Raw genomic sequence first — 26498 nt, forward strand, 5'->3', positions numbered from 1 at the left:
GAACAGGTGCAAAATCGATGTAGTTTGATTACACTCCTGTTAATCCATACAGCAACAGTGCCGGGGAGACCCGGCACTGTTGTCCGTTTTAGCCGAAGGCAGGAAACAGCCTGATACCTGGAGAGCCTTTCTTGAGCCAGGAATACACTGAAGACAAAGAAGTCAAATTCACAAAGCTGAGTAGCGGACGCCGGCTCCTTGAGGCGTTACTCATTCTTTGCTCCCTTTTTGCCATCTGGTTGATGGCGGCCTTACTCAGCTTTAATCCCTCGGATCCTAGCTGGTCGCAAACGGCGTGGCATGAGCCTATTCACAACATAGGCGGGACGCCGGGAGCCTGGCTTGCCGATACGCTATTTTTTATTTTTGGCGTAATGGCCTATACCATTCCGGTCATCATTATCGGCGGCTGCTGGTTTGCCTGGCGTCATCAAGAAAACGACGAGTACATCGACTATTTCGCCGTCTCGCTGCGTTTAATTGGCGCGCTGGCGCTGATCCTCACTTCCTGCGGTCTGGCGGCAATCAACGCTGATGATATCTGGTATTTCGCCTCCGGCGGCGTGATCGGCAGCCTGCTGAGCACCACCCTGCAACCGCTGCTGCACAGCAGCGGCGGCACAATCGCGCTGCTCTGCATCTGGGCGGCAGGACTGACGCTATTTACCGGCTGGTCCTGGGTTAGCATTGCTGAAAAACTCGGCGGTGCGATTCTTTCTATTCTCACGTTTGCCAGCAACCGTACCCGTCGTGACGATACCTGGGTTGATGAAGGGGAATATGAAGATGATGAAGAAGAATATGAAGATGATGAACCCGCGAAGCAGCAGGGTTCTCGACGCGCGCGAATTTTACGCAGCGCCTTAGCTCGCCGCCAGCGTCTGGCTGAGAAGTTCTCTAACCCGATGGGACGTAAGACCGATGCGGCGCTGTTCTCGGGTAAACGGATGGATGACGCCGAAGACGAGGTGCAGTACAGCGCCGGCGGTGCGCCTGTTGCCGCTGACGATGTCCTTTTTTCTGGCTCCAGCGCAGCGCGTCCGGCAAATGCTGATGATGTTCTGTTCTCCGGCGTCAGTGCGGCACGTCCCGGCGATTTTGACCCCTACGATCCTCTGTTAAACGGTCATAGCATTGCCGATCCGGTGGCTTTGGCCGCGCAGGATACCGCTGCGCCGCAGGCATGGTCTGAACCGCTGCCAGGGTATGAGGCTCAGCCGGTCTATCATCCGGAACAGGCACCGGTACAGCAGCCAGCATATCAGTCTGAACCGGCTTATCAGCCGCAGCATGCGTACCAGCCGGAACAGGCACCGGTACAGCAGCCAGCGTATCAGCCAGCACCGACTTATCAGCCGCAGCATGCGTACCAGCCGGAACAGGCCCCGGTACAGCAGCCAGCGTATCAGCCCGAACCGGCTTACCAGCCGCAGCATGCGTACCAGCCAGAACAGGCACCGGTACAGCAGCCAGCATATCAGCCAGCACCGGCTTATCAGCCGCAGCATGCGTACCAGCCGGAACAGGCCCCGGTACAGCAGCCAGCATATCAGCCAGAACCGGCTTACCAGCCGCAGCATGCGTACCAGCCGGAACAGGCCCCGGTACAGCAGCCAGCATATCAGCCGGAACCGGCTTACCAGCCGCAGCACGCGTACCAGCCGGAACAGGCCCCGGTACAGCAGCCTGAGCCCTACGCCGCCTCCGTTGAGCCTGAGCCTCCGCAAGAGGAGGTGAAGCCTCAGCGTCCGCCGATGTACTACTTCGAAGAAGTGGAAGAGAAACGCGCGCGTGAACGCGAGCAGCTTGCCGCATGGTATCAGCCGATTCCGGAGCCGGTCAGTCCGGTTGCGACAAAACCGATCGCGCCTCCGCCTGCTCCGGCGGCTGATGTTGCCGCGGTGAGCGCGCTGGCGGCTGGCGTCCATCAGGCCACCGGGGCGGCCTCTGCTAGCGCCGCGGCGGCCTCCGTCGCATCTACCGCATCCAGCGCCGCGCCGCTGTTTAGCCCGGCGTCGGGCGGCCCGCGAGCGCAGGTAAAAGAGGGCATAGGGCCGAAATTGCCGCGTCCAAACCGCGTTCGCGTGCCCACGCGCCGTGAGCTGGCTTCCTATGGCATTAAGCTGCCTTCGCAGCGGTTGGCTGAAGAACGTGCGCGTCAGGCAGAGCATCAGCACTATGATGACGATGCGCTGACGGACGAGGAAGTAGCAGAGCTTGAGCAGGGTGAGCTGGCGCGTCAGTTCGCGGCTGCGCAAAATCAGCGCTATGGCGATAGCTACGCTGCGGAAGAGGATGATGTAGACGAGGATTCAGCCGCTGAAGCCGAACTTGCCCGTCAGTTTGCCGCTTCCCAGCAGCAGCGCTACGCCAGCGAGCAGCCGCCGGGATCGCATCCGTTCTCTGCGGCGGATTATGAATTCTCACCAATGAAAACGTTAGTTGATGATACGCCGAGCGAGCCTGTCTTCACGCCGTTGCCGGAAGTACAGCAGCCTGCCCCGCAGTATCAGCAGCCGGCCCAGCATTCGCAGCCCGTACAGCAGCCGATGCCGTACCAGCAGATGCCTCAGCCGCCGCAACATGCGCAGCAGCAGGCTTATCAACCCGCGCAGCAGCAGCCGGTTCACCATCAGCCGATGCCGCAGCAGGCTCCTGGCAGCTATCCGCAGCAGCAGGCTCCGCAGCAGCCGATCCCGCAGCCGCAGGAAAGTCTCATTCACCCGCTGTTGATGCGCAATGGCGACAGTCGCCCGTTACAGAAGCCGACGACGCTGCTGCCCTCGCTTGACCTGCTCACGCCGCCACCGGCTGAAGTTGAGCCGATCGATACCTTTGCTCTAGAGCAAATGGCGCGTCTGGTTGAAGCTCGTCTGGCCGATTTCCGCATTAAAGCCGATGTGGTGAACTACTCACCTGGCCCGGTTATTACCCGCTTTGAGCTTAACCTGGCGCCGGGCGTGAAAGCGGCGCGCATTTCCAACCTGTCGCGCGATCTGGCCCGTTCTCTGTCCACTGCGGCGGTTCGCGTGGTGGAAGTGATCCCGGGTAAACCCTACGTTGGCCTGGAGCTGCCTAACAAAAAGCGCCAGACCGTTTACCTGCGTGAAGTGCTGGATAATGCGAAATTCCGCGATAATCCTTCACCGCTCACGGTGGTCCTCGGGAAAGACATTGCGGGCGAACCTGTCACTGCCGATCTGGCGAAGATGCCGCACCTGCTGGTGGCGGGTACCACCGGTTCCGGTAAATCCGTTGGGGTCAACGCCATGATCCTCAGCATGCTCTATAAAGCGCAGCCGGAAGATGTGAAATTCATCATGATTGACCCGAAAATGCTCGAGCTGTCGGTCTATGAGGGAATACCGCATCTGTTAACGGAAGTCGTGACGGACATGAAAGACGCGGCCAATGCTTTGCGCTGGAGCGTCAACGAGATGGAGCGCCGGTATAAACTGATGTCTGCGCTGGGCGTACGTAATCTCGCGGGTTATAACGAGAAGATTGCTGAAGCCGCACGTATGGGACGGCCCATTCCGGATCCTTACTGGAAGCCTGGCGACAGTATGGATGCGACGCATCCGGTACTGAAAAAAGAGCCTTACATCGTGGTGCTGGTCGACGAGTTTGCCGACCTGATGATGACCGTCGGCAAGAAAGTGGAAGAGCTGATTGCGCGCCTGGCGCAGAAAGCGCGCGCCGCTGGGATCCACCTGGTGCTGGCGACCCAGCGACCGTCGGTTGACGTTATCACCGGCCTGATTAAAGCTAACATCCCGACGCGTATCGCCTTTACCGTATCGAGTAAAATTGACTCGCGTACTATCCTTGACCAGGGCGGTGCGGAATCACTGCTGGGAATGGGCGATATGCTCTACTCCGCGCCTAACTCGACGATCCCTGTGCGCGTCCACGGCGCTTTTGTACGCGACGAGGAAGTTCACGCCGTCGTTCAGGACTGGAAGGCGCGCGGGCGTCCGCAGTATGTCGATGGCATTACCTCCGATAGCGAAAGCGAAGGCGGCGGCGGTGGCTATGAGGGCGGTGAAGAGCTCGATCCGCTGTTCGATCAGGCCGTCAACTTTGTGACGGAAAAACGCAAAGCCTCCATATCTGGGGTACAGCGTCAGTTCCGCATTGGCTATAACCGCGCCGCGCGTATCATTGAGCAAATGGAAGCTCAGGGGATCGTGAGCGAGCAGGGGCATAACGGTAACCGTGAAGTGCTGGCGCCGCCGCCTTTTGAGTAACCGCAAAGTTGGGTAAATAAGTGAAAATCAGCCTGTTCTGCTGTTTTACGGTCATTGGCCGTTCTACATTAGCAGCAGACCAGGCTCCCGCGTCGGGAGTGACGCACATTAAGGAATAACAATGAAAAAACTCGCAATCACCTGTGCATTACTGTCCAGTTTTGTCGTCAGTCAGGTATGGGCGGATGCCGCCAGCGATTTAAAAAGCCGCCTTGATAAAGTGAGCAGCTTCCACTCCAGCTTTACCCAGAAGGTCACCGACGGCAGCGGTAATGCCGTGCAGGACGGGCAGGGGGACCTGTGGGTCAAGCGGCCTAATCTGTTCAACTGGCATATGACCCAGCCGGATGAAAGCGTGCTGGTTTCCGACGGCAAAACGCTGTGGTTTTACAACCCGTTTGTTGAGCAGGCTACCGCTACCTGGCTGAAAGATGCGACCAGCAACACGCCGTTTATGCTGATTGCCCGCAATCAGGCCAGCGACTGGCAGAACTACAACATTAAGCAGAACGGTGATGATTTTGTTCTGACGCCGAAAAACGGCAGCGGTAATCTGAAGCAGTTCACCATCAACGTGGGTCGCGACGGTACGATTCATCAGTTCAGCGCCGTGGAACAGGACGATCAACGCAGCAGCTATCAGCTGAAATCGCAACAAAATGGTGCCGTGGATGCATCTAAGTTCACCTTTACGCCGCCGCAAGGGGTTACGGTGGACGATCAACGTAAATAGAGGCGAACGTGAGCAACCTGTCGCTCGATTTTTCCGATAACGCGTTTCAACCTCTGGCCGCCCGTATGCGGCCAGAAAATTTAGCGCAGTACATTGGCCAGCAGCACCTGCTGGCGCCGGGTAAACCCTTACCGAGGGCGATTGAGGCCGGGCATCTACACTCGATGATCCTCTGGGGGCCGCCCGGGACAGGAAAAACCACCCTGGCCGAAGTGATTGCGCGCTACGCCAGCGCCGACGTTGAACGTATCTCAGCGGTGACCTCCGGGGTGAAAGAGATCCGCGAGGCCATTGAACGCGCGCGCCAAAACCGCAACGCGGGTCGCCGCACGATCCTGTTTGTCGACGAAGTGCACCGTTTCAATAAAAGCCAGCAGGACGCCTTTCTGCCGCATATTGAAGACGGGACCATCACCTTTATCGGCGCGACGACGGAAAATCCCTCCTTTGAACTCAATTCCGCGCTGTTATCCCGCGCGCGCGTTTATCTGCTCAAGTCGCTGACCAGCGACGACATCGAGCAGGTGCTCAACCAGGCGATGAGCGACAAAACGCGCGGCTACGGCGGGCAAAATATCGTCCTGCCGGACGAGACGCGCAAGGCCATCGCTGACCTTGTCAACGGCGATGCGCGCCGGGCGCTGAATACGCTGGAAATGATGGCCGATATGGCCGAAGCCGACGCCTCCGGCAATCGCGTGCTGAAAGTTGAGCTGCTGACTGAAATTGCCGGTGAGCGCAGCGCGCGTTTCGACAACAAAGGCGATCGCTTTTACGATTTAATCTCCGCGCTGCACAAATCGGTTCGCGGCAGCGCCCCGGACGCCGCCCTCTACTGGTACGCGCGGATTATTACCGCCGGCGGCGATCCGCTCTACGTTGCCCGCCGCTGCCTGGCGATTGCCTCGGAAGATGTCGGCAACGCCGATCCGCGCGCGATGCAGGTTGCGATCTCCGCATGGGACTGCTTTACCCGTGTCGGACCGGCGGAAGGCGAACGGGCGATTGCACAGGCCATTGTTTATCTTGCCTGTGCGCCCAAAAGCAACGCGGTTTACACCGCGTTTAAAGCGGCAATGGCCGACGCCCGCGAACGTCCCGATTACGACGTCCCGGTTCATTTGCGCAATGCCCCAACGAAGCTGATGAAAGAGATGGGCTACGGGCAAGAGTATCGCTATGCTCACGATGAACCGAATGCTTATGCCGCCGGGGAGCAGTACTTCCCGCAGGAAATGGCGCAAACGCGCTATTATAAGCCGACAAACCGGGGGCTGGAGGGCAAAATAGGCGAAAAGCTCGCCTGGTTAACCGAACAGGATCAAAATAGCCCGATAAAACGCTACCGATAATTGAGGCGTTGCGGTAAGGTTGTCACACTATTTCCGTGGTCGCGCTCTGCGGCCATTTTTCTTTTATTAATTCGATAAGCACAGGATAAGCATGCTCGATCCCAATCTGCTGCGTACCGAGCCAGACGCAGTCGCAGAAAAACTGGCACGCCGGGGCTTTAAGCTGGATGTAGATAAACTTCGCGCTCTGGAAGAGCGTCGTAAAGTTCTGCAGGTTCAAACTGAAAACCTGCAGGCGGAGCGCAACTCCCGATCGAAATCCATTGGCCAGGCGAAAGCGCGCGGGGAAGATATTGAGCCATTACGCCTGGAAGTGAACAAACTCGGCGAGCAGCTTGATGCCGCTAAGACCGAGCTGGACGCGCTGCTGGCGGAGATCCGCGATATCGCGCTGGCTATCCCTAATATCCCGCACGACGACGTTCCGGCCGGTCGCGACGAAAACGACAACGTTGAAGTCAGCCGCTGGGGAACCCCGCGTGAGTTCGATTTTGACGTTCGCGATCACGTCACGCTGGGCGAAATGCATGGAGGGCTGGATTTTGCCGCCGCCGTGAAGCTGACCGGTTCTCGCTTTGTGGTCATGAAGGGCCAGCTGGCACGCCTGCATCGCGCGCTGGCGCAGTTTATGCTGGATCTGCATACCGAACAGCACGGCTACAGCGAAAACTACGTCCCGTATCTGGTTAACCAGGACACGCTGTACGGTACCGGTCAGCTGCCGAAATTCGCCGGCGACCTGTTCCATACTCGTCCGCTGGAAGAAGAAGCCGACAGCAGCAACTACGCGCTGATCCCGACGGCGGAAGTTCCGCTGACCAACCTGGTTCGCGATGAAATCATTGATGAAGACGATCTGCCGATCAAAATGACCGCGCATACGCCGTGCTTCCGCTCTGAAGCCGGATCTTACGGCCGCGATACCCGCGGTCTGATCCGTATGCACCAGTTCGACAAAGTCGAGATGGTGCAGATTGTACGTCCGGAAGATTCCATGGCGGCGCTGGAGGAGATGACCGGCCACGCCGAGAAAGTGCTGCAGCTGCTGGGTCTGCCGTATCGTAAAGTGGCTCTGTGCACGGGCGATATGGGCTTCAGCGCATGCAAAACCTACGATCTGGAAGTGTGGGTGCCGGCGCAGAATACCTATCGTGAGATCTCTTCCTGCTCCAACGTCTGGGATTTCCAGGCGCGTCGCATGCAGGCACGCTGCCGCAGCAAATCTGACAAGAAAACTCGCCTCGTACACACGCTGAACGGTTCTGGCCTGGCGGTCGGACGTACGCTGGTCGCGGTGATGGAAAACTATCAGCAGGCGGATGGTCGCATCGAGATCCCGGAAGTTCTGCGTCCGTATATGCGCGGCCTTGAATTTATCGGCTGATTTTTCAACGCTCTTCTCAAAAGCGCCTGCGGGCGCTTTTTTTTTACCCCCTTCTTGATACCGGGCAATAATCGCCTTCGCGATTACGAAGATACTCCCTTTGGATTAAACAGGATAAAAAACTAATAAAGGTTAATTTCGTTGTATATATAACCATATAACGGCATTAAGTTAATTGTGAGCAACCAAAGCGAGTATCTATGAAAACCAAAACCTCCGATGCTTTACTGGCTGCTGAGGTGAGCCGGCGTGGTTTAATGAAAACCACGGCGATTGGCGGGCTGGCGATGGCCAGCAGCGCTTTTACCTTACCCTTCACGCGCATTGCCCAAGCCGCAGACAACCTCAACCCCGCCAGCGAAACGGTCACCTGGAGCGCCTGTACGGTGAACTGCGGCAGCCGCTGCCCGCTGCGGATGCATGTGGTGGGTGGTGAGATAAAATATGTTGAAACGGACAATACCGGCGACGATAGCTACGACGGTCTGCATCAGGTTCGCGCCTGTCTGCGCGGCCGCTCGATGCGTCGACGCGTCTACAACCCGGACCGCCTGAAATATCCGATGAAGCGCGTGGGCAAACGCGGCGAGGGCAAATTCGAGCAAATCAGCTGGGAAGAAGCGTTCGATACTATCGCCAGCAATATGCAGCGCCTGATAAAAGAGTACGGTAATGAGTCCATCTATCTGAACTACGGAACGGGAACCCTCGGCGGAACCTTGACTCGCTCATGGCCACCGGGGAAAACCCTGATTGCCCGCCTGATGAACTGCTGCGGCGGCTATCTCAACCATTATGGCGACTACTCCACCGCGCAAATTGCCGCGGGACTGAACTACACCTACGGCGGCTGGGCCGATGGCAATAGCCCGTCGGATATCGAAAACAGCAAGCTGGTGGTGCTGTTTGGCAATAACCCCGGGGAAACCCGCATGAGCGGCGGCGGGGTGACCTACTACCTGGAACAGGCGCGGGAGAAATCTAACGCCAGGCTGATTATTATCGATCCACGCTATACCGATACCGGCGCCGGACGCGAAGACGAGTGGATCCCTATCCGCCCGGGAACCGATGCTGCGCTGGTCTCCGCGCTGGCGTGGGTGATGATTAACGAGAACCTCGTTGACCAGCCTTTCCTCGACAAGTACTGCGTAGGCTATGACGAGAAAACGCTGCCGGAAGGGGCGCCGGCCAATGGCCACTATAAGGCCTATATTCTCGGTCAGGGCAAAGACGGTATCGCGAAGACCCCTGAGTGGGCGTCGACGATTACCGGCATTCCCCAGGCGCGTATCGTGCAGCTGGCGCGCGAAATCGCCGGCGCTAAACCTGCCTATATTTCTCAGGGCTGGGGCCCACAGCGCCATGCCAACGGTGAGCTGGTCTCCCGCGCGATTTCCATGCTGGTAATCTTAACCGGCAACGTCGGGATTAACGGCGGCAATACCGGCGCGCGTGAAGGTTCTTACTCCCTGCCTTTTGAACGTATGCCGACGCTGGATAATCCGGTGGAAACCAGTATTTCCATGTTTATGTGGACCGATGCGATTGAGCGCGGGACGGAAATGACCGCGCTGCGCGACGGCGTGCGCGGCAAAGATAAGCTCGACGTGCCTATTAAAATGGTCTGGAACTATGCCGGTAACTGCCTGGTCAACCAGCATTCAGAGATTAACCGTACCCATGACATCCTTCAGGATGACAAGAAGTGCGAGATGATTGTGGTCATTGATTGCCATATGACCTCCTCGGCGAAATATGCCGATATTCTGCTGCCGGACTGTACGGCTTCGGAGCAGATGGATTTTGCCCTCGATGCCTCCTGCGGCAACATGTCATACGTGATTTTTGCCGATCGGGCCATCAAGCCGCGTTTTGAATGCAAAACCATCTATGAGATGACCACGGAGCTGGCGAAGCGCATGGGCGTTGAGCAACGTTTCACCGAAGGCCGCACTCAGGAAGAGTGGCTGCGTCACCTTTATGAGCAATCCCGTAAAGCGATCCCGGCGCTGCTGCCGTTTGATGAATTCCGCAAGCAGGGAATCTTCAAACAGCGCGATCCGGAAGGCCACCACGTTGCCTATAAAGCTTTCCGCGAAGATCCCGCCGCCAATCCGCTCACGACGCCGTCAGGGAAAATTGAAATCTACTCTGCGCAGCTGGCGGAAATTGCCGCGACCTGGGAGCTGAAAGAAGAGGATGTTATCGACCCGCTGCCGATATACAGCCCTGGGTTTGAAAACTATGACGATCCGCTGGCGAAAAAGTATCCGCTGCAGCTGACCGGTTTTCACTATAAAGCCCGCACACACTCCACCTACGGCAACGTTGACGTACTGAAAGCCGCCTGCCGTCAGGAGATGTGGATCAACCCGCTTGATGCACAGAAGCGCGGTATCGCCAATGGCGATCGGATCCGCATTTTTAACGATCGCGGTGAAGTGCATATCGAGGCCAAAGTGACCCCGCGCATGATACCGGGCGCGGTCGCGCTGGGTGAGGGGGCCTGGTATAACCCGGACGCAGGCCGCGTGGATCAGGCTGGCTGCATTAACGTGCTGACCACCCAACGCCCGTCGCCGCTGGCGAAAGGCAATCCATCGCATAGCAACCTCGTCCAGGTTGAAAAGCTGTAAGGAGTAACCGATGACAACTCAATATGGATTTTTTATTGATTCCGCCCGTTGCACCGGTTGCAAAACCTGCGAACTGGCTTGTAAAGACTATAAAAACCTCACGCCGGAAGTGAGCTTCCGTCGTATCTACGAATACGCCGGCGGCGACTGGCAGGAGGATAACGGCGTCTGGCAGCAAAACGTCTTTGCCTATTACCTCTCTATTGCCTGCAACCATTGCGAGGATCCGGCCTGCACCAAAGTTTGCCCGAGCGGGGCGATGCATAAACGTGAAGATGGCTTTGTCGTTGTCGATGAAGATGTCTGTATCGGCTGTCGTTATTGCCATATGGCCTGCCCGTACGGCGCGCCGCAGTACAATGCGACAAAAGGTCATATGACCAAATGCGACGGCTGCCACGAGCGCGTCGCCGACGGCAAAAAGCCGATTTGCGTGGAATCTTGCCCGCTGCGCGCGTTAGATTTCGGCCCGATTGAAGAGCTGCGCCAAAAACACGACCAGCTGGCCGCCGTTGCGCCGCTGCCTTCGGCCCACTTCACTAAACCGAGTATCGTGATTAAACCTAACGCCAACAGCCGACCGTGTGGAGATACCACCGGCTACCTGGCCAACCCGAAGGAGGTGTGAGATGGGGAGTGGATGGCATGAATGGCCGCTGATTGTTTTCACGGTCTTTGGTCAGTGCGTGGTGGGCGGCTTTATTGTGCTGGCTCTGGCGCTAATGAAAGGCGACTTATCGCGTGAACAGCAGCAGCGCGTCGTGTGGAGCATGTTTGGCCTGTGGGTGCTGATGGGCGTGGGCTTTATTGCCTCAACCCTGCATCTTGGGTCGCCCATGCGCGCGTTTAACTCGCTCAATCGCGTAGGCGCCTCGTCGCTCAGTAACGAAATCGCCAGCGGGGCGCTTTTCTTCGCCGTCGGCGGCATTGGCTGGCTGCTGGCGGTGGTCAATAAGCTACCGGCGGGGCTGCGTCATCTCTGGCTGGTCATTACCATGGTGCTGGGGATTATCTTCGTCTGGATGATGGTCCGCGTCTATAACACTATTGATACGGTACCCACCTGGTATACGGTCTGGACGCCGCTTAGCTTCTTCCTGACGATGTTTATCGGCGGTCCGCTGCTGGGATATCTGCTGCTGCGCGTTGCCGATGTCAACGGCTGGGCGATGCGCCTGCTGCCGGCGGTGACCCTGCTGGCGCTGGTGATTAGCGCCATCGTGGTGCTGATGCAAGGCAGCGAGCTGGCGACAATCCATAGCTCTATTCAGCAGGCCTCGGCGCTGGTGCCGGCCTACGGCTCGCTGATGGCGTGGCGCCTGGTTGCGCTGGCGTTGGCGCTGGTCTGCTGGATTGCTCCCCAGCTCAAAGGCTACCAGCCTGCGCTGCCGATGCTGGGGCTGGCTTTTGTGCTGGTGCTGATCGGTGAGACGATCGGCCGCGGCGTCTTCTACGGCCTGCATATGACCGTTGGAATGGCAATCGCCAGCTAATCGCCCTTTATCGCGCCAGAAACCCTTATTCTGGCGCGATAAAAAGTGCGGTCGATTCATGAAATATTTCTACCGATATTCCCACCGCTATTTTCCAATAAATTAATAAAAACAATGGAATAATATAAATAGCTATTCTGTTGTCGATCCGCTGGATAAAAAACTTCTATCGTTCCCCCGCAAACCGCGTCACGCCTGATTTCAGGCGGATTGACAATGTTTGCAGCAGTGGCATGATGCGCACGAAATCTGAACTCCATCACGGTTTATATCCATGACCATCTACACCCGGCCAGTGCAAATGCTGCTCTGTGGCCTGCTTTTGTTGACCCTGGCGATAGCGGTTTTAAATACGCTCGTCCCGCTTTGGCTCGCCCATGAAAATATGCCGACCTGGCAGGTCGGGATGGTGGGCTCGTCCTATTTTACCGGTAATCTGGTGGGAACATTGCTTGCCGGATGGGTAATTAAGCGTCTGGGCTTTAACCGCAGCTATTACCTGGCATCGGTTATTTTTGCCGTGGGCTGCGTGGGTCTTGGTATTACGCTGGGCTTCTGGAGCTGGTTCAGCTGGCGCTTTATCGCCGGCGTCGGCTGCGCGATGATTTGGGTGGTGGTGGAGAGCGCGCTGGTCTGTAGCGGCACTTCGCGGAGCCGGGGTCGCCTGCTGGCGGCGTATATGATGATTTATTACGTCGGCACGGTGCTGGGCCAGTTAATGGTCAGCAAGCTGCCGACGGATCTGATGAGCGTTCTGCCGTGGGTGACGGCGCTGGCGCTGGCGGCCATTCTGCCGCTGCTGTTTGCTCGCGTGGCGACTCAGGCCGATGAGCCGCACGAACCGGCGCGTATCTGGCCAATGTTAAGGCTGCGTCAGGCCCGCCATGGCGTCAACGGCTGCATTATTTCCGGCATTGTGCTCGGTTCGCTGTATGGCCTGATGCCGCTGTGGCTCAACCACCAGGGCGTTAGCGATTCCGGCATCGGCTTCTGGATGGCGGTGATGGTGAGCGCAGGTATCGTGGGGCAGTGGCCGATTGGCCGGCTCGCCGATCGCTACGGCCGTCTGCTGGTCCTGCGCGTTCAGGTGTTTGTGGTGATTCTCGGCTGTCTGGCGATGTTAAGCCAGGCCGCAATGGCGCCCGCGCTGTTCGTGCTGGGCGCTTCCGGCTTCACGCTCTATCCGGTGGCTATGGCCTGGGCCTGCGAAAAAGTTGAGCGTCATCAGCTGGTGGCGATGAACCAGGCGCTGTTAATGAGCTATACCGTGGGCAGCCTACTTGGGCCGACGCTGACCGCCATGCTGATGCAGAACTTCTCTGACAATCTGTTGTTTATCATGATTGCCAGCGTGTCATTCATCTACCTGCTGACGCTGCTGCGCAAAGCGGGGCACCATCCTACGCCGGTGGCGCACGCCTGATTTTTCAGAACATAGCCAGGGCACGACCCTGGCTATGGATTAATGCGACGCAAGAAGCGCAATAAACTATGCGCGGTTTTGCACCGTGCTGTATCGCTGAAGTCTCTCCCCCTCATCCAGCCAGCAGACTAACCGCTGGATGGTCTGGATATGCTGTTCACTATCGGCCGCCGCCAGTACGACTATCAGCCGAATGCCGGGATGCTCCGGAAAATCAACGGCCTCGCTACAGCAAAGCAGCGAAAGCGCGCTGTTTCTGCTCAGCACGCCGGCTTCCGGACGCGCGTGCGGTAGCGCAAACGCCGGGCTCAATATATACCAGGGACCATCCTGCTCCGTGGCGCTGATAATAGCCCTGGCATAGCCCCCGGTGATTTTTCCCTGCTCCTCAAGCGGGCGGCAGGCGAGATGAACGGCGCTGCGCCAGCTCAGGCAGTCGCTGGTGAACTGACAGGCGGAAAATAGCCTCTCTTCCATAAACGTTCCCTTTACGCGCGAGCCGACCGCCAACTGACCGGCTCGGCTGGTGGTTAACGTAGCGCGTTAAACAGCGCGTCTCCCGAGATGCCATATTTCGCTTTTAGCTGCCTGCTATTACCCGATTCGGTAAATGTGTCCTGCGTTCCCAGACGCGTAAGGCGCGCCGGATGTGCCTTTTGCGCCAGGGTTTCCGCGATCAGGCCGCCGAGGCCGCCGTTGACGGTGTGATTTTCAAGCGTAGCGATAAGCGGGCAGCCTTCGACCAGCCGATAAAATGCCTGCTGGTTGAAGGGTTTGACGGTTGCAACGTGAATAAGCTTGCCCTTTTTGCCGCTGGCGAGCAGCTTTTCATAGCCGTCGGTAGCCTGTTCCAGTACCGTTCCTTCAAACAGAATCGCAAAATCCGTGCCGCTGTCGGCGATGGCGGCGATATCGCTGACCCGCGGAACGACGCTTTTGTCGCGAACCGGCATCGGCTCGCGCGCCACGCGAATATAAACGGGTCCCTTTATTTTTGCCGCCTGCTCGAAGGCCTCGGCGATTTCTTCCGCATCTGCCGGGGTCAGGACGGTTAACCCCGGAAGGACGCGGGTCAGCGCTAAATCCTCCAGCGCATGGTGTGAAGCGCCGTCCGGGCCATCATCCATACCGGGGTGGCTACCGACGAGTTTGATGTTGGCTTTGGCATAGCACGCCTGCCGCAGCTGGGTCCAGGCGGTGCCGGTGACGAACATCGCAAAGTTAACATAGAAGGGCATAAAGCCTTCCAGCGCCTGGCCGGCCGCGAAGCTCATGGCGGAACCTTCCGCAATGCCCATTTCGAAAAAGGCCTCAGGATAGACGGCCTGAAACTGGTCGGTACGGGTAGAGCTGGCTAAATCGCTGTCGATAACAACAACGGGATAGCCCTTTTCTTTTAGCGCAATCAGGGCATGCCCGATCTCATCACGGGGTGCTTTCATCACTGTAACTCCTCCATCGCCTGCTGAAATTGTTCTTTGCTCGGGGTTTTTGAGTGCCAGTCGCCGTTGTTTTCCATATAGCTGACGCCGGAACCTTTGGTGGTGCGCGCCACGATGGCGACAGGTTTACCTTTCAGGTGACGGGATAGCATCAGGGTATCGGCAACCTGATGCATATCATTGCCGTTGTGCAGTTCCAGTACATGCCAGCCAAAGCTGCGGATTTTGTCCGCCAGCGGCTCGAGATTAACGACGTCATTGACCGGATCGTGGGAAGAGAAGCCGTTGTAATCGATGATGGCGACCAGATTATCCATTTTCATATGCCCGGCCTGCTGTAAGGTTTCCCAGATTTGGCCTTCATGCATTTCGCCATCGCCAACGATGGCAAATACCCGGTGCGGATCGTTGCGCCGCTTTTTGGCGGCCGCCATACCAAAAGCAATCGACAGCCCCTGACCCAGCAGTCCGGTTGTCGCATCGACTTCCGGCAGCGACTTAATGCTCGGGTGCCCCTGCAGGCGCGAGTTGATCTGTCGGAACGTATTGAACTCGCTGCGCTCGATCTTGCCTTGTTGATACAGCATGGCGTACTGCGCGGCGACGGCGTGGCCTTTACTCATCACCACGCGCGAGCGGGGGGAGGCGGCCAGATCGACTTCCTGGTAATAGAGCCAGGTAAGCACGTCGATTATTGACAGCGCCCCGCCCGGATGGCCAATTCCGGACTCGTAAATCATGGTGACGATCTCGCGGCGGGCGGCAAGCGCGTGGGATTTCAGTTCATCAATGTTCATGTTCATTCCTTCTTAGGGCAGCATTTTACCGATGTAGTACACGACCAGACCCAGAGCGACGAAGTCGGTTTCCGGGAAGCTGGTGCCTGAAAGACCGACGGATTCCATAATCGGGTAAATCAGCGCCGGGCCGATGCCGATCAGGATCCCGGTGATAAAGCTTCCGGCAATCGCGCCTTTCCAGCCGCCGGAGGCATTACCAAATACCGCTGCGGTCGCGCCAATGAAGAAGTAGGGAATGGCTACCGGGATAATCACGGTTTGGCCAAGGATCGCCAGAAAGCCCATCACCACCAGCCCGCCGACAAACGAAGAGATAAACCCCAGCACGGTGGCGGTCGGGGCGTAGGGGAAGACCACCGGGCAGTCGAGCGCGGGTTTGGCGTTAGGAATAAACTTCTCCGAGATGCCGAGGAAGGCCGGAACAATTTCTGACAGCAGCAGGCGTACGCCGGTAATGATGATGTACAGCGAAGCGGTAAAGGTCAGAGACTGAAAGAGCGGGTAAACCAGCCAGTGCATCCCGCCTGCCGCTGCGGTGACCGCGGCTTTTCCGGCAGCGAGCGCGGCGATGTAGTAGAAGATGCTCACCGAGATCGACACCGAGACGATGTAATCTTTAAAGATCCCCAGCCAGCCGGGAAGGTTCAGCTTTTCGGTGGATTGTTTCGGATCGCCGACCTTTGCGCCAATCCAGCCGGAGGCGGCGTAGGCCAGCGTGACGTAGTGCCCCATCGCGATCTCATCATTACCGGTTATCTTTCGCATCCACGGCTGCGCAATGGCCGGATAGAGGCAGGCGGCGAGACCCAGCAGCACGGAGCCGACAATGATGGTCGTCATGTCGCTGTAGCCCAGCGCCTTCAGCGTTACGGTAAGCAGCGCGGAGAGATAAAGATTATGTTGCCCGGTAAGAAAGATATATTTAAACGGCGTCACGCGGGCAAAAAACAGGTTCCAGCCAAAACCAATCACCATGATTAGCGACACGCACATGGCGAATTTGGTTTGCGCCAGTCCGGTTAGCGCTTCTGCCAGCGGCATGACGCCCTTCAGGCCAAAGCCATCGCTGAATAAGGTCTGAAAGTTACCCAGGGAAGTGACTGCCAGACCGGCGCCGCCGGCAAAAACCAGAAAGCCGACGATGGTTTTGAAGGTGCCGGAAAGGACTTTTTCAATCGGCTTGCGTTGGATTAACAGGCCGATTAATGCAATAAAGCCAACTAAAAGTGGGGTTACGCCCAGAATGTCGAATACAATAAATCTGAGGAAATCCATATTGCCTCCGGGAGAGGTTAGTTGCTTTGAACGATGTCGGTGAGTGCAGACTCCATCTCTTCACTGTTCATCAGGTCGGTGATGCCGACCGCTCTGAATCCGGCGGCTTCGACTTCGTCGGTGAGATCGCGCATAGTGATGACAAAATCAATATCTCGCCAGGTGCGTAACCCTGAGAGGACGTCGTGCTCCAGCTCGATATTCCAGCCGTGCTTGTCGATGATTTTTTGTGCTTTGATTTTGAGCATTAAGGAGCTGCCCATACCGGTACGACAGACTATGAGACCTTTCATGCGATGTTCTCCTGTTTGTAAAAATAATTATTTTTATTTATTTGTATGAGATAATAATTATTATCTTTGCGGCAGGACGAAAGATGTGACTGTGTTTGCATTTTGAGCAAATAAGGCAAAACATGAGCCAGATAGACAATAACTTGTTGATAAGCATAAGAAACGGAGCTTCAGGGCTAAGCCCGATACTGGAGAAAGTTGGCCGTTTTATTACGGAAAATCCTGACTTTGTGATGCATCACACGATTTCAGAACTGGCCGACTCCATTGATACCAGTGAGGGGAGTATCACCCGTTTTTGTCGGGCCTTTGGTTTTAAAGGTTTCTCGGATTTCAGAACCGCGCTGGCGATGGAGCAGGGCGCCGCGCGCTCGGAAGACCACGGTATCAACGAGAGCGAAGAGATTGCGCCGGTGCTGGCGAGCATTCGCGACAGTAATGCCATTGTCGATAACCAGGAGCTGAAAGCCGCGGCCGACTGGCTTAACACCCTGAACAGCATTGCTATTTATGCCGTGGGCACGGCGGTGCCGGTGGCGTTGTTCCTGCAGATGAATTTAATCAATATGGGTAAGGCGGCCAGCTTTATCGATCGCTCCTATCCGGCGGCGATGCCGCTGCTGGCTGACAGTCAAAAAACCGGCATCATCGTCGTTCACAGCGAACAGGCATCGGCGGATATGATGCAGGCCCTGTCGCTGGCAAAGCAGCAGGGCGTTAAAATTTTATCGCTGACCCGCGGGACGTTTGCGCCGCTGGCCCGTTTATCTGACTGGAATCTTCAGGCGGCGGTGGCTTTACAGGGGGAAGGGGAGTCGGGGTTTGCGGAAATCGCCGGCGCAATGATGGTGGCCGACCGGATCCTCAGCGCCCTGGAAGAGCAGGATGAACGCTATGCGGAATACCGAAAAGCGCATCAGAAGCGCATTTTCTCGATTGAGAGCGTGGCGAATAAGCTGTCGGAATATTTTATGTCCTGACGCTGATTTTTTGGGGAAACACCCGGTAGCGCAATCTCTACCGGGTGGGGATTTTAGTACATCACTTTATGACCGTACTGTTCCAGAATGCCCTTCACGCGTTCCATGGTCTCTTTCTTTGGCGGATGGACGCCGTCCAGCTTGTACTCTTCGCCCATGGCTACCCATTTGTGCTTGCCCAGCTCGTGGTACGGCAGCAGTTCGATTTTCTCGACGTTGCCCATGTCACGAGTAAACTCACCCAGGCGATGCGCGGAATCATCATCGTCGGACCAGCCCGGAACCACAACGTAGCGGATCCAGACGTTGATGTTTTTGTTTGACAGGTAACGGGCAAACTCCAGCGTCCGATGGTTAGAGACGCCTACCAGATTCTGGTGAATTTCATCATTCATTTGCTTGAGATCGAGCATCACCAGATCGGTGACTTCCAGCAGTTCATCAATAACCGGGTCGTAGCGGCGCACAAAGCCGTTGGTATCGAGACAGGTATGAATACCTTCTTTCTTACAGGCGCGGAACCAGTCGCGAACAAATTCGGCCTGCAGGATAGCCTCGCCGCCGGATGCCGTCACGCCGCCGCCGGAAGCGTTCATAAAGTGGCGATAGGTCACCACCTCTTTCATCAGCTCTTCAACGGTAATCTCTTTGCCGCCGTGGGTATCCCAGGTATCGCGGTTGTGGCAATAGAGGCAGCGCATCAGGCAGCCCTGGAAGAAGGTGATAAAGCGGATCCCCGGGCCATCGACGGTGCCACAGGATTCAAAGGAGTGAATGCGACCAATTGTTGACATTGCGGTGATATCTCCGAATTTGGCCCATCCGGGGCCTATGTAGATGCACAGCTCAAAGGCTATGTCGAGTCTGTTTTGGCTGTTATCCATAAAGTATAGACAGCAGACAAAAGAGACTGGGGCAGGATGATATTGCTAAAAAGGCCCCACTTGCGTGGAGCCTTTATAGTACGCTTTTTACAGTACGATTTCAGTCAATACCATTACATGGTCTGAGTGAAGGTACGAGTAATAACGTCCTGCTGCTGTTCTTTCGTCAGGGAGTTAAAACGTACTGCGTAGCCGGATACGCGGATAGTCAGCTGCGGATATTTTTCCGGGTTTTCCATCGCGTCGAGCAGCATTTCGCGGTTCATAACGTTGACGTTCAGATGCTGACCGCCTTCGATGGACGCTTCGTGGTGGAAGTAACCATCCATCAGGCCGGCGAGGTTAGTTTTACGAACTTCGTCGTCTTTACCCAGCGCGTTCGGCACGATAGAGAAGGTGTAAGAAATACCATCTTTCGCGTAAGCAAACGGCAGTTTTGCAACGGAGGTCAGAGAGGCAACAGCACCTTTCTGGTCACGGCCGTGCATCGGGTTAGCACCTGGTCCGAACGGAGCGCCAGCGCGACGACCGTCAGGGGTGTTACCGGTTTTCTTACCATACACAACGTTAGAGGTGATGGTCAGAACGGACTGAGTCGGGATAGCGTTGCGGTAGGTGTGCAGTTTCTGAATTTTCTTCATGAAACGTTCAACCAGGTCAACGGCCATATCATCGACGCGAGAGTCGTTGTTACCAAACTGCGGGTATTCGCCTTCGATTTCGAAGTCGACAGCCAGACCGTTTTCGTCACGAATCGGTTTAACTTTCGCATATTTGATTGCAGACAGGGAGTCAGCCGCAACGGACAGACCTGCGATACCACATGCCATGGTGCGGATAACATCACGGTCGTGCAGCGCCATCAGGGAAGCTTCGTAGCTGTACTTGTCGTGCATGTAGTGGATGATGTTCAGCGCAGTGACGTACTGTTTAGCCAGCCAGTCCATGAAGTGATCCATGCGGTCCATCACTTCGTCGAAGTTCAGAACGTCGCCTTTGATCGGTTCAGATTTAGGACCAACCTGCATTTTCAGTTTTTCATCAACGCCGCCGTTGATTGCGTACAGCATGGTTTTCGCCAGGTTAGCACGCGCGCCGAAGAACTGCATTTGCTTACCAACAACCATCGGGCTTACGCAGCAAGCGATAGCGTAGTCATCGTTGTTGAAGTCAGGACGCATCAGGTCATCGTTCTCGTACTGCAGAGAAGAGGTATCGATGGACACTTTCGCGGCGTATTTTTTGAAGCTCAGCGGCAGTTTTTCAGACCACAGAATGGTGATGTTCGGCTCCGGAGACGGCCCCATGGTGTACAGGGTGTTCAGGAAACGGAAGCTGTTTTTGGTGACCAGAGTACGGCCGTCAACGCCCATACCGCCGATAGATTCGGTTGCCCAAATCGGGTCGCCAGAGAACAGTTCATCATATTCAGGGGTACGCAGGAAACGAACCATACGCAGTTTCATGACCAAGTGGTCAATCATTTCCTGTGCGTCTTGCTCGGTGATTTTACCGGCTTTCAGGTCACGTTCGATGAAGATATCCAGGAAGCTGGAGGTACGACCGAAGGACATTGCCGCGCCGTTCTGAGATTTAACGGCAGCCAGGTAGCCGAAGTAGGTCCACTGGATAGCTTCCTGAGCGGTGGTTGCCGGACCAGAGATATCGCAGCCGTATTTTGCCGCCATTTCTTTGATCTGACCCAGCGCACGGTGCTGTTCAGAGATTTCTTCGCGCAGACGAATAGTTCCTTCCAGATCTTCGCCGTTTTCCAGTTTCTCTTGCAGAGAGACGAACTGAGCGTATTTGTCTTTCATCAGGAAGTCGATACCGTACAGCGCAACGCGACGGTAGTCACCGATGATACGACCACGGCCATAGGCATCCGGCAGACCGGTCAGAACGCCAGATTTACGGCAGTTCAGGATGTCTTTGGTGTAAACGTCAAACACGCCCTGGTTGTGAGTTTTGCGGTATTCAGTGAAGATTTTCTTCAACATCGGGTCCAGCTCGCGATTGTACGCTTTGCAGGAACCCTCTACCATTTTGATGCCGCCGAACGGGATAATCGCGCGTTTCAGCGGAGCTTCAGTCTGCAGACCAACGATTTTCTCGAGACCTTTCTCGATGTAGCCAGCGTCATGAGAAGTGATGGTGGATGCAAGGGAAGTATCAAAATCAACAGGCGCGTGAGTGCGGTTTTCCTGTTTAACGCCTTCCATTACGGTGTCCCACAGCTTGGTGGTCGCGTCAGTTGCGCCAGCCAGGAAGGACTCGTCACCTTCGTACGGGGTATAGTTTTTCTGGATGAAGTCGCGGACGTTGACTTCGTTCTGCCAGTCACCTTTCGCAAAACCTTCCCAGGCTGTGGCTAACTTTTCATTAAGCTCGGACATGTAACACCTACCTTCTTAAGTGGATTTTTTATTTACTGCCTGAAACAACCCTTAGTGATGGTCGTCGCCACGCAGGTAAATGACCCAGTATGTCAACCCAACCAGCAGACCACCGCCGATGATGTTCCCGATAGTTACCGGAATCAGGTTATCAGTGATGAAGTTCATGACGGTCAGGTGAGAGAAACTTTCCGGAGTTGAACCGACAGCGGTCCAGAATTCCGGGCTTGCAAAGTCGCGGATAACGATACCCAGCGGGATCATAAACATGTTCGCGATACTATGCTCAAACCCGCTGGCAACAAACATTGCCACCGGTAAAACCATAATCATGGCTTTATCCATCAGGCTGCGGCCGGAGTAGCTCATCCATACCGCAAGGCAGACCATCAGGTTTGCCAGGATACCCAGGCACACGGCTTCAACAAAAGTATGGTGCATTTTGTGGTCGGCGGTTTGCAGAACGTTAAGTCCCCATTGACCGTTGGCAGTCATATATTCGCCTGAAAGCCACATCAGCAATACAAAGAGTAAGCAACCAATCAGGTTACCAACATAGACGTTGAGCCAGTTTTTCGCCAGTTGACCCCATGTGATTCTTCCGCTGGCTTTCGCGACAACGATAAGAACGGTTGAGGTAAACAGGTCGGCACCGCAAATAACGCAGAGAATCAAACCTAGTGAGAAGCAGATGCCTCCAATCAGTTTGGCAACCCCGAATGGCATCCCGGCCGTGCCGGTTGTCGCGGTAATATAGAAAACAAAAGCGATAGAGATGAAGACACCTGCGGTGATCGCCAGATAAAACGTCTTTATCGGATGTTTTGTCGCTTTATAGACACCCGCTTCTTCGGCGACTTTCGCCATGGCAGCAGGGAGTAAAAGATCAAAAGGGTTGTCAGCTTTCACACTAACTCTCTCTTTATGTAAGTTGGCGGTGAGATACTAACAAAGCATTATAGAAGGGAATTTGATGTAGATCATATCCTACCGGAACTATAGGCCTTTTGAGTGTGTGGATTTGCCTTAATGTTGACTTAATTTGTTGTTTTTTAATGAAAAAATAAATTTTAAAATTTACAAATAATGTTGATTATTTTCATTTTACCCCCGTTTTTCGGTTAATTAAAATGGGGTATTTTTATTAAAATTAACAATATTTGCGGTGGGATTTTATTATTTCTCACCACTAATTAACTTTATGGCTACAATCGGGCTTTGGGGTTGCGGAAAACATAAAAATGGGGGCCTTCGCCGGCCCCCATAATAGGGTTATTCAGGCAGTAAAGCGCGCTTATTTACCCCAGAATGCTGCTTTTGCGCGCTGCAGCTTTTCGTAGGCTTTCAGCAGCGACTGATGAGCCGGGAACGCGAGCAGGTCGCTGTCTACTGCCTGCAGGCCGTAGAAAGGCGCTTCTCCGCTCAGCGCGGCGCTGGCGGCTTCTACGGCATCGGCGCCATACATGCGTACAAAAGCGTTCAGATACTGCAGCGGCTGGCGCTCCTCTTCCTGGCTCAGCAGCAGCAGGGTTTGCAGGCAGCGGTAGTAATTAGCGCGCTCGGCGCTAAAGATGGAGGCGTTGAACTCCATGGTCCACTCGGTCCAGATTAGCGCCTGCTCGAGATCGCCGCCCGCCAGCGCGAGCATAGCTTTCAGCTCGCCAATGCGCAGCGTATACCAGCCGTTGTCTTTGCCGGTCGCCAGACCCAGCAGTTCGCGCACGCGGGTGAAGTCATCAAGGCCTTCATCATCCATTTGTTCGATAAGCGCCAGATAATCTTCTTTTTCCCACTCGCTTTCCGGCAGGGAAAGAATCGTTTCCCGCAGAGGCGCGCCCATGCTGTTATTCGCCAGCCAGAGGTCTTCCGCCGGATAAATATCAGACATGCCCGGGACAATGATTCGGCAGGCGTAGACGCTCAGGTGTTCGTAATCGGCGATGTAAACTTCTTTATCTTCTTGTTTAAAGATAGCCATCAGGGTGGCGAACTCTTCCTCCGTGGTTCCGGAGAAACTCCAGTCCACGAACGGGTAGTCGGCATCCTGCTTAAACATATCCCAGGAGATCAGGCCGCTGGAATCGATAAAGTGCGTTTCAAGGTTCGCATGTTCAGCGACTTCTTCATCATCGAAGGTTGGCGGCGTGAAGACGTCGAGATCTTTCAGGCTGCGACCCTGGAGCAGTTCGGTAACGGTACGTTCCAGCGCCACGCCGAAATCGGGATGCGCGCCGAAAGAGGCGAAACAGGTGCCGTTAGCCGGGTTAAACAGCACGACGCAGATAACCGGATATTTGCCGCCGAGCGAACCGTCATAAGCGAAAATCGGGAAACCTTCGGCCTCCAGCTTATTGATCGATTCTACTACGCCCGGATAGCGTGCCATTACCTCCGCCGGGATCTCCGGCAGGCTGATGCTTTCGGCGATAATGCGGTTTTTAATATGCCGTTCGAACACTTCTGAGAGGCCCTGAACGCGGGCTTCGTTGCGGGTGTTGCCCGCGGACATCCCGTTAGAAACGTACAGGTTGCCGACAATATTCATCGGAATATAGACCGTTTCACCATCAGACTGGCGGGTGAACGGCAGACCGCAGACGCCGCGATCGTCATTCCCTGACTGCAGATCGACCAGCATGCTGGCGGTTAACTGATCGTCAGGATCGTAGAACGCGCGCAGGCGGGTATCCAGCAGGCCTTCCGGTACTTCGTCATCGTCGGTTAACGGGAACCATTTTTCATTCGGATAGTGAACGAAGGGACCGTTGGCGATAGTCTCGCCCAGCCAGAAGTCGGCAAAGAAATAGTTGGTCGAGAGACGCTCAAAGTACTCTCCGAGCGCGGAGGCCAGCGCGGCTTTTTTGGTGGCGCCTTTGCCGTTGGTGAAGCACAGGGCGCACTCTTTATCGCGGATATGCACTGACCAGACGTGCGGAACCGGGTTGAGCCATGAGGCCTCTTCAATATCGAATCCGAGGTCGTGCAACTTCTGCTGGAAGCGAGCGATGGAATCTTCCAGGGCGGCATCTTTGCCGGGAATAAATGTTTGAGTCATGGCAGTCACTTTTATCGTACGTAAAGCGCGCAATGATACGGGTTTTAGATGACGGGTGCTATCTCCATCGTCTGGCTATGCTTATGTCACTCAATAACTGTTCAGGCGTTAATCATGAAGACATTTGACTGGCATCGTATGGCACTGGATAAAGTGCCCGTGGAATTTCTGGCCGAGGTGGCATTACGGAGCCTCTACACCTTCGTACTGGTATTTATTTTTCTCAAGATAACCGGGCGGCGGGGCGTTCGTCAGATGTCACTGTTCGAAGTGCTCATCATTTTGACCCTCGGTTCGGCCGCGGGCGACGTCGCATTCTATGATGACGTTCCGATGCTGCCGGTACTGGCGGTTTTTATCACTCTGGCCCTGCTGTACCGATTGATTATGTGGCTGATGGGGCATAGCGAAAAACTGGAGGATCTGCTGGAGGGTAAGCCGATTATTGTTGTGGAAAACGGCGAGCTGGCCTGGGAGAAACTGCAGGCGGAAAACATGACCGAATTTGAGTTTTTTATGGAGCTGCGAATCAGCGGGGTTGAGCAACTGGGGCAGGTGCGGCTGGCTATTCTGGAAACCAACGGGCAGATCAGCCTCTATTTCTATGAGGATGACGATGTTAAAGCCGGACTCTCCATTCTTCCTTCCCGCTTTACCGATCGTTTTACCACGATACCCCGGGACGACGAGTATGCCTGCGTTCGCTGTAGCGCAATCCTTACGCTACGAGCCGGGGATAAACAATTATGCCCTCGCTGCGCAAATGCAGAATGGTCGAAGGTCAGCCGGGCAAAAAGAGTCACCTGACAGCAATTATGTCGGTTTTATGACGTCAAGCTGGCAGATTCTTTTGTGTGAGCGAGGCCGCATTTCCCCGACGCTCAGTTTTAGCCATTGCGGTGCGTGTCACTGAATGATAAAACCGATAGCCACAGGAATAACTTATGCCCGCGACGGTTCGCGGGTAAATAACATAGCAAGTGGTGAGGGGAAATGGCTCAGGTCTATAACTTCAGTTCAGGCCCGGCAATGCTGCCGGCGGAAGTACTCAAACTGGCACAAAAGGAACTGTGCGACTGGAACGGTTTGGGGACGTCGGTGATGGAAATCAGCCACCGTGGTAAAGAGTTCATTAAGGTGGCTGAAGAAGCGGAACAGGATTTTCGCTCCCTGCTCAATATTCCTTTCAACTATAAAGTTTTATTCTGCCACGGCGGCGGTCGCGGACAGTTTGCCGGTATCCCGCTGAACCTGCTTGGCGATAAAACCGTTGCCGACTACGTCGATGCCGGCTACTGGGCGGCCAGCGCGGTAAAAGAAGCGCATAAATACTGCACGCCGAACGTGATCGACGCCAAAATCACCGTTGACGGCCTGCGCGCGGTTAAGCCGATGAGCGAATGGCAGCTGACCCCTGGCGCGGCCTATCTGCACTACTGCCCGAACGAAACCATTGACGGTATTGCCATTGAAGAAGCGCCAAACTTTGGCGACGATGTGGTCGTCACGGCGGATTTGTCATCGACGATTTTATCCCGTGAAATTGACGTCAGCCGCTATGGCGTGATCTACGCGGGCGCGCAGAAAAACATCGGTCCCGCAGGTCTGACGCTGATTATTGTGCGCGAAGATCTGCTGGGTAAAGCCAGCGTAGCCTGCCCGTCGATTCTTGATTACTCCATCCTGTCCGCCAATGACTCCATGTTTAACACGCCGCCGACGTTTGCCTGGTACCTGTCAGGTCTGGTGTTTAAATGGCTGAAAGAGCAGGGCGGCGTTGCCGCTATGGATAAAATCAACCAGCAGAAAGCCGACCTGCTTTATAGCACCATCGATAACAGCGGTTTCTATCGCAACGATGTCGCTGCGGCGAACCGCTCGCGCATGAACGTGCCGTTCCAGCTGGCGGACAGCGCGCTTGATAAACTGTTCCTCGAAGAGTCCTTTGCCGCAGGTTTGCATGCGCTGAAGGGCCACCGCGTCGTGGGCGGCATGCGTGCTTCCATTTATAACGCCATGCCGCTGGCGGGCGTGAAGGCGCTGACCGACTTTATGCAGGACTTCGAACGCCGTCACGGTTAATCGCGCCGCGTTTTTTC

At 55.5% G+C, this 26498-nt stretch carries 20 protein-coding genes; 11 read left to right on the top strand and 9 right to left on the bottom strand.

Annotation, left to right across the window (positions count from 1 at the left end; genetic code table 11):
• Positions 1–131: 131 nt before the first annotated feature.
• The 8 genes from ftsK to BJF97_RS10265 all read left to right on the top strand — a co-directional run bounded on the left by ftsK (position 132) and on the right by BJF97_RS10265 (position 13274).
• The gene (gene ftsK / locus BJF97_RS10230; RefSeq protein ID WP_032694250.1) at positions 132–4250 is read left to right on the top strand and encodes a DNA translocase FtsK; all 4119 of its coding nucleotides are present in this window, start codon (positions 132–134) and stop codon (positions 4248–4250) included.
• Between the two features lie 121 nt (positions 4251–4371).
• On the top strand, positions 4372–4983 hold the full coding sequence (gene lolA / locus BJF97_RS10235; protein WP_004130911.1) for an outer membrane lipoprotein chaperone LolA: 612 nt from the start codon (positions 4372–4374) through the stop codon (positions 4981–4983).
• A gap of 8 nt (positions 4984–4991) precedes the next feature.
• Complete coding sequence (gene rarA, locus BJF97_RS10240; protein WP_004849446.1) at positions 4992–6335, top strand: replication-associated recombination protein RarA; 1344 nt, start codon at positions 4992–4994, stop codon at positions 6333–6335.
• A gap of 91 nt (positions 6336–6426) precedes the next feature.
• Positions 6427–7719, top strand: coding sequence for a serine--tRNA ligase (gene serS / locus BJF97_RS10245; protein ID WP_009653254.1), 1293 nt, complete (start codon positions 6427–6429; stop codon positions 7717–7719).
• Positions 7720–7919: 200 nt separating this feature from the next.
• Positions 7920–10358, top strand: coding sequence for a dimethylsulfoxide reductase subunit A (gene dmsA, locus BJF97_RS10250; RefSeq protein ID WP_032694249.1), 2439 nt, complete (start codon positions 7920–7922; stop codon positions 10356–10358).
• Positions 10359–10368: 10 nt separating this feature from the next.
• Positions 10369–10986 carry a DMSO/selenate family reductase complex B subunit gene (locus BJF97_RS10255; RefSeq protein ID WP_032694248.1) on the top strand — a complete coding sequence of 206 codons (618 nt, stop codon included), beginning with the start codon at positions 10369–10371 and terminating at the stop codon, positions 10984–10986.
• Between the two features lies 1 nt (position 10987).
• Positions 10988–11851: a dimethyl sulfoxide reductase anchor subunit family protein gene (locus BJF97_RS10260; protein WP_025107512.1), complete on the top strand. Its 864-nt coding sequence runs from the start codon at positions 10988–10990 to the stop codon at positions 11849–11851.
• A gap of 274 nt (positions 11852–12125) precedes the next feature.
• Positions 12126–13274, top strand: a complete 1149-nt coding sequence (locus BJF97_RS10265; protein WP_009653261.1) for an MFS transporter — start codon at positions 12126–12128, stop codon at positions 13272–13274.
• 66 nt (positions 13275–13340) lie between these two features.
• Here the strand turns inward: BJF97_RS10265 and BJF97_RS10270 are convergent, their stop codons facing one another.
• Genes BJF97_RS10270 through BJF97_RS10290 form a run of 5 tightly spaced genes read right to left on the bottom strand, consistent with a single transcriptional unit; the run spans position 13341 to position 17084 of the window.
• Entirely contained in the window at positions 13341–13751 is a 411-nt protein-coding gene (locus tag BJF97_RS10270) for a PTS sugar transporter subunit IIA (RefSeq protein ID WP_070082900.1), read from the bottom strand.
• Between the two features lie 53 nt (positions 13752–13804).
• The gene (locus BJF97_RS10275) at positions 13805–14716 is read right to left on the bottom strand and encodes a transketolase family protein (protein WP_014837954.1); all 912 of its coding nucleotides are present in this window, start codon (positions 14714–14716) and stop codon (positions 13805–13807) included.
• A complete protein-coding gene (locus tag BJF97_RS10280; RefSeq protein ID WP_014228633.1) occupies positions 14716–15513 on the bottom strand; it encodes a transketolase in 798 nt (265 codons plus the stop codon). Before BJF97_RS10280 ends, BJF97_RS10275 begins: the two co-directional genes overlap by 1 nt.
• 12 nt (positions 15514–15525) lie before the next feature.
• Positions 15526–16791 (bottom strand): PTS ascorbate transporter subunit IIC, encoded by a 1266-nt coding sequence (locus BJF97_RS10285; protein WP_014228634.1) that lies wholly within the window; start codon positions 16789–16791, stop codon positions 15526–15528.
• Positions 16792–16808: 17 nt separating this feature from the next.
• Positions 16809–17084 (bottom strand): PTS sugar transporter subunit IIB, encoded by a 276-nt coding sequence (locus BJF97_RS10290; protein WP_014228635.1) that lies wholly within the window; start codon positions 17082–17084, stop codon positions 16809–16811.
• A gap of 122 nt (positions 17085–17206) precedes the next feature.
• Here BJF97_RS10290 and BJF97_RS10295 point away from each other — a divergent pair, with 122 nt between their 5' ends.
• The gene (locus BJF97_RS10295; protein WP_032694247.1) at positions 17207–18064 is read left to right on the top strand and encodes a MurR/RpiR family transcriptional regulator; all 858 of its coding nucleotides are present in this window, start codon (positions 17207–17209) and stop codon (positions 18062–18064) included.
• A 53-nt stretch (positions 18065–18117) separates the two neighbouring features.
• Here the strand turns inward: BJF97_RS10295 and pflA are convergent, their stop codons facing one another.
• The 4 genes from pflA to ycaO form a co-directional block, all read right to left on the bottom strand.
• A complete protein-coding gene (pflA, locus tag BJF97_RS10300) occupies positions 18118–18858 on the bottom strand; it encodes a pyruvate formate lyase 1-activating protein (RefSeq protein WP_004871674.1) in 741 nt (246 codons plus the stop codon).
• Positions 18859–19061: 203 nt separating this feature from the next.
• Positions 19062–21344 carry a formate C-acetyltransferase gene (gene pflB / locus BJF97_RS10305; protein WP_014228637.1) on the bottom strand — a complete coding sequence of 761 codons (2283 nt, stop codon included), beginning with the start codon at positions 21342–21344 and terminating at the stop codon, positions 19062–19064.
• A gap of 51 nt (positions 21345–21395) precedes the next feature.
• A complete protein-coding gene (gene focA / locus BJF97_RS10310; RefSeq protein ID WP_004849465.1) occupies positions 21396–22253 on the bottom strand; it encodes a formate transporter FocA in 858 nt (285 codons plus the stop codon).
• A 385-nt stretch (positions 22254–22638) separates the two neighbouring features.
• Complete coding sequence (gene ycaO, locus BJF97_RS10315) at positions 22639–24399, bottom strand: 30S ribosomal protein S12 methylthiotransferase accessory factor YcaO (RefSeq protein ID WP_014228638.1); 1761 nt, start codon at positions 24397–24399, stop codon at positions 22639–22641.
• A gap of 114 nt (positions 24400–24513) precedes the next feature.
• Here ycaO and BJF97_RS10320 point away from each other — a divergent pair, with 114 nt between their 5' ends.
• The gene (locus BJF97_RS10320; protein ID WP_014228639.1) at positions 24514–25206 is read left to right on the top strand and encodes a DUF421 domain-containing protein; all 693 of its coding nucleotides are present in this window, start codon (positions 24514–24516) and stop codon (positions 25204–25206) included.
• Between the two features lie 186 nt (positions 25207–25392).
• Entirely contained in the window at positions 25393–26481 is a 1089-nt protein-coding gene (gene serC / locus BJF97_RS10325; protein ID WP_032694246.1) for a 3-phosphoserine/phosphohydroxythreonine transaminase, read from the top strand.
• Positions 26482–26498 lie beyond the last annotated feature (17 nt).

It is taken from the genome of Klebsiella sp. LTGPAF-6F (assembly GCF_001753185.1).
GTDB classification, from domain to species: domain Bacteria; phylum Pseudomonadota; class Gammaproteobacteria; order Enterobacterales; family Enterobacteriaceae; genus Klebsiella; species Klebsiella michiganensis.

What these genes read in the sequence shown, in the direction of transcription:
- lolA (WP_004130911.1), top strand. Translation starts at nt 4,372, where the DNA reads ATGAAAAAACTCGCAATCACCTGTGCATTACTGTCCAGTTTTGTCGTC.
- serS (WP_009653254.1), top strand. Translation starts at nt 6,427, where the DNA reads ATGCTCGATCCCAATCTGCTGCGTACCGAGCCAGACGCAGTCGCAGAA.
- dmsA (WP_032694249.1), top strand. Translation starts at nt 7,920, where the DNA reads ATGAAAACCAAAACCTCCGATGCTTTACTGGCTGCTGAGGTGAGCCGG.
- BJF97_RS10255 (WP_032694248.1), top strand. Translation starts at nt 10,369, where the DNA reads ATGACAACTCAATATGGATTTTTTATTGATTCCGCCCGTTGCACCGGT.
- BJF97_RS10260 (WP_025107512.1), top strand. Translation starts at nt 10,988, where the DNA reads ATGGGGAGTGGATGGCATGAATGGCCGCTGATTGTTTTCACGGTCTTT.
- BJF97_RS10265 (WP_009653261.1), top strand. Translation starts at nt 12,126, where the DNA reads ATGACCATCTACACCCGGCCAGTGCAAATGCTGCTCTGTGGCCTGCTT.
- BJF97_RS10270 (WP_070082900.1), bottom strand. Translation starts at nt 13,751, where the DNA reads ATGGAAGAGAGGCTATTTTCCGCCTGTCAGTTCACCAGCGACTGCCTG.
- BJF97_RS10275 (WP_014837954.1), bottom strand. Translation starts at nt 14,716, where the DNA reads ATGAAAGCACCCCGTGATGAGATCGGGCATGCCCTGATTGCGCTAAAA.
- BJF97_RS10280 (WP_014228633.1), bottom strand. Translation starts at nt 15,513, where the DNA reads ATGAACATTGATGAACTGAAATCCCACGCGCTTGCCGCCCGCCGCGAG.
- BJF97_RS10285 (WP_014228634.1), bottom strand. Translation starts at nt 16,791, where the DNA reads ATGGATTTCCTCAGATTTATTGTATTCGACATTCTGGGCGTAACCCCA.
- BJF97_RS10290 (WP_014228635.1), bottom strand. Translation starts at nt 17,084, where the DNA reads ATGAAAGGTCTCATAGTCTGTCGTACCGGTATGGGCAGCTCCTTAATG.
- BJF97_RS10295 (WP_032694247.1), top strand. Translation starts at nt 17,207, where the DNA reads ATGAGCCAGATAGACAATAACTTGTTGATAAGCATAAGAAACGGAGCT.
- pflA (WP_004871674.1), bottom strand. Translation starts at nt 18,858, where the DNA reads ATGTCAACAATTGGTCGCATTCACTCCTTTGAATCCTGTGGCACCGTC.
- pflB (WP_014228637.1), bottom strand. Translation starts at nt 21,344, where the DNA reads ATGTCCGAGCTTAATGAAAAGTTAGCCACAGCCTGGGAAGGTTTTGCG.
- ycaO (WP_014228638.1), bottom strand. Translation starts at nt 24,399, where the DNA reads ATGACTCAAACATTTATTCCCGGCAAAGATGCCGCCCTGGAAGATTCC.
- BJF97_RS10320 (WP_014228639.1), top strand. Translation starts at nt 24,514, where the DNA reads ATGAAGACATTTGACTGGCATCGTATGGCACTGGATAAAGTGCCCGTG.
- serC (WP_032694246.1), top strand. Translation starts at nt 25,393, where the DNA reads ATGGCTCAGGTCTATAACTTCAGTTCAGGCCCGGCAATGCTGCCGGCG.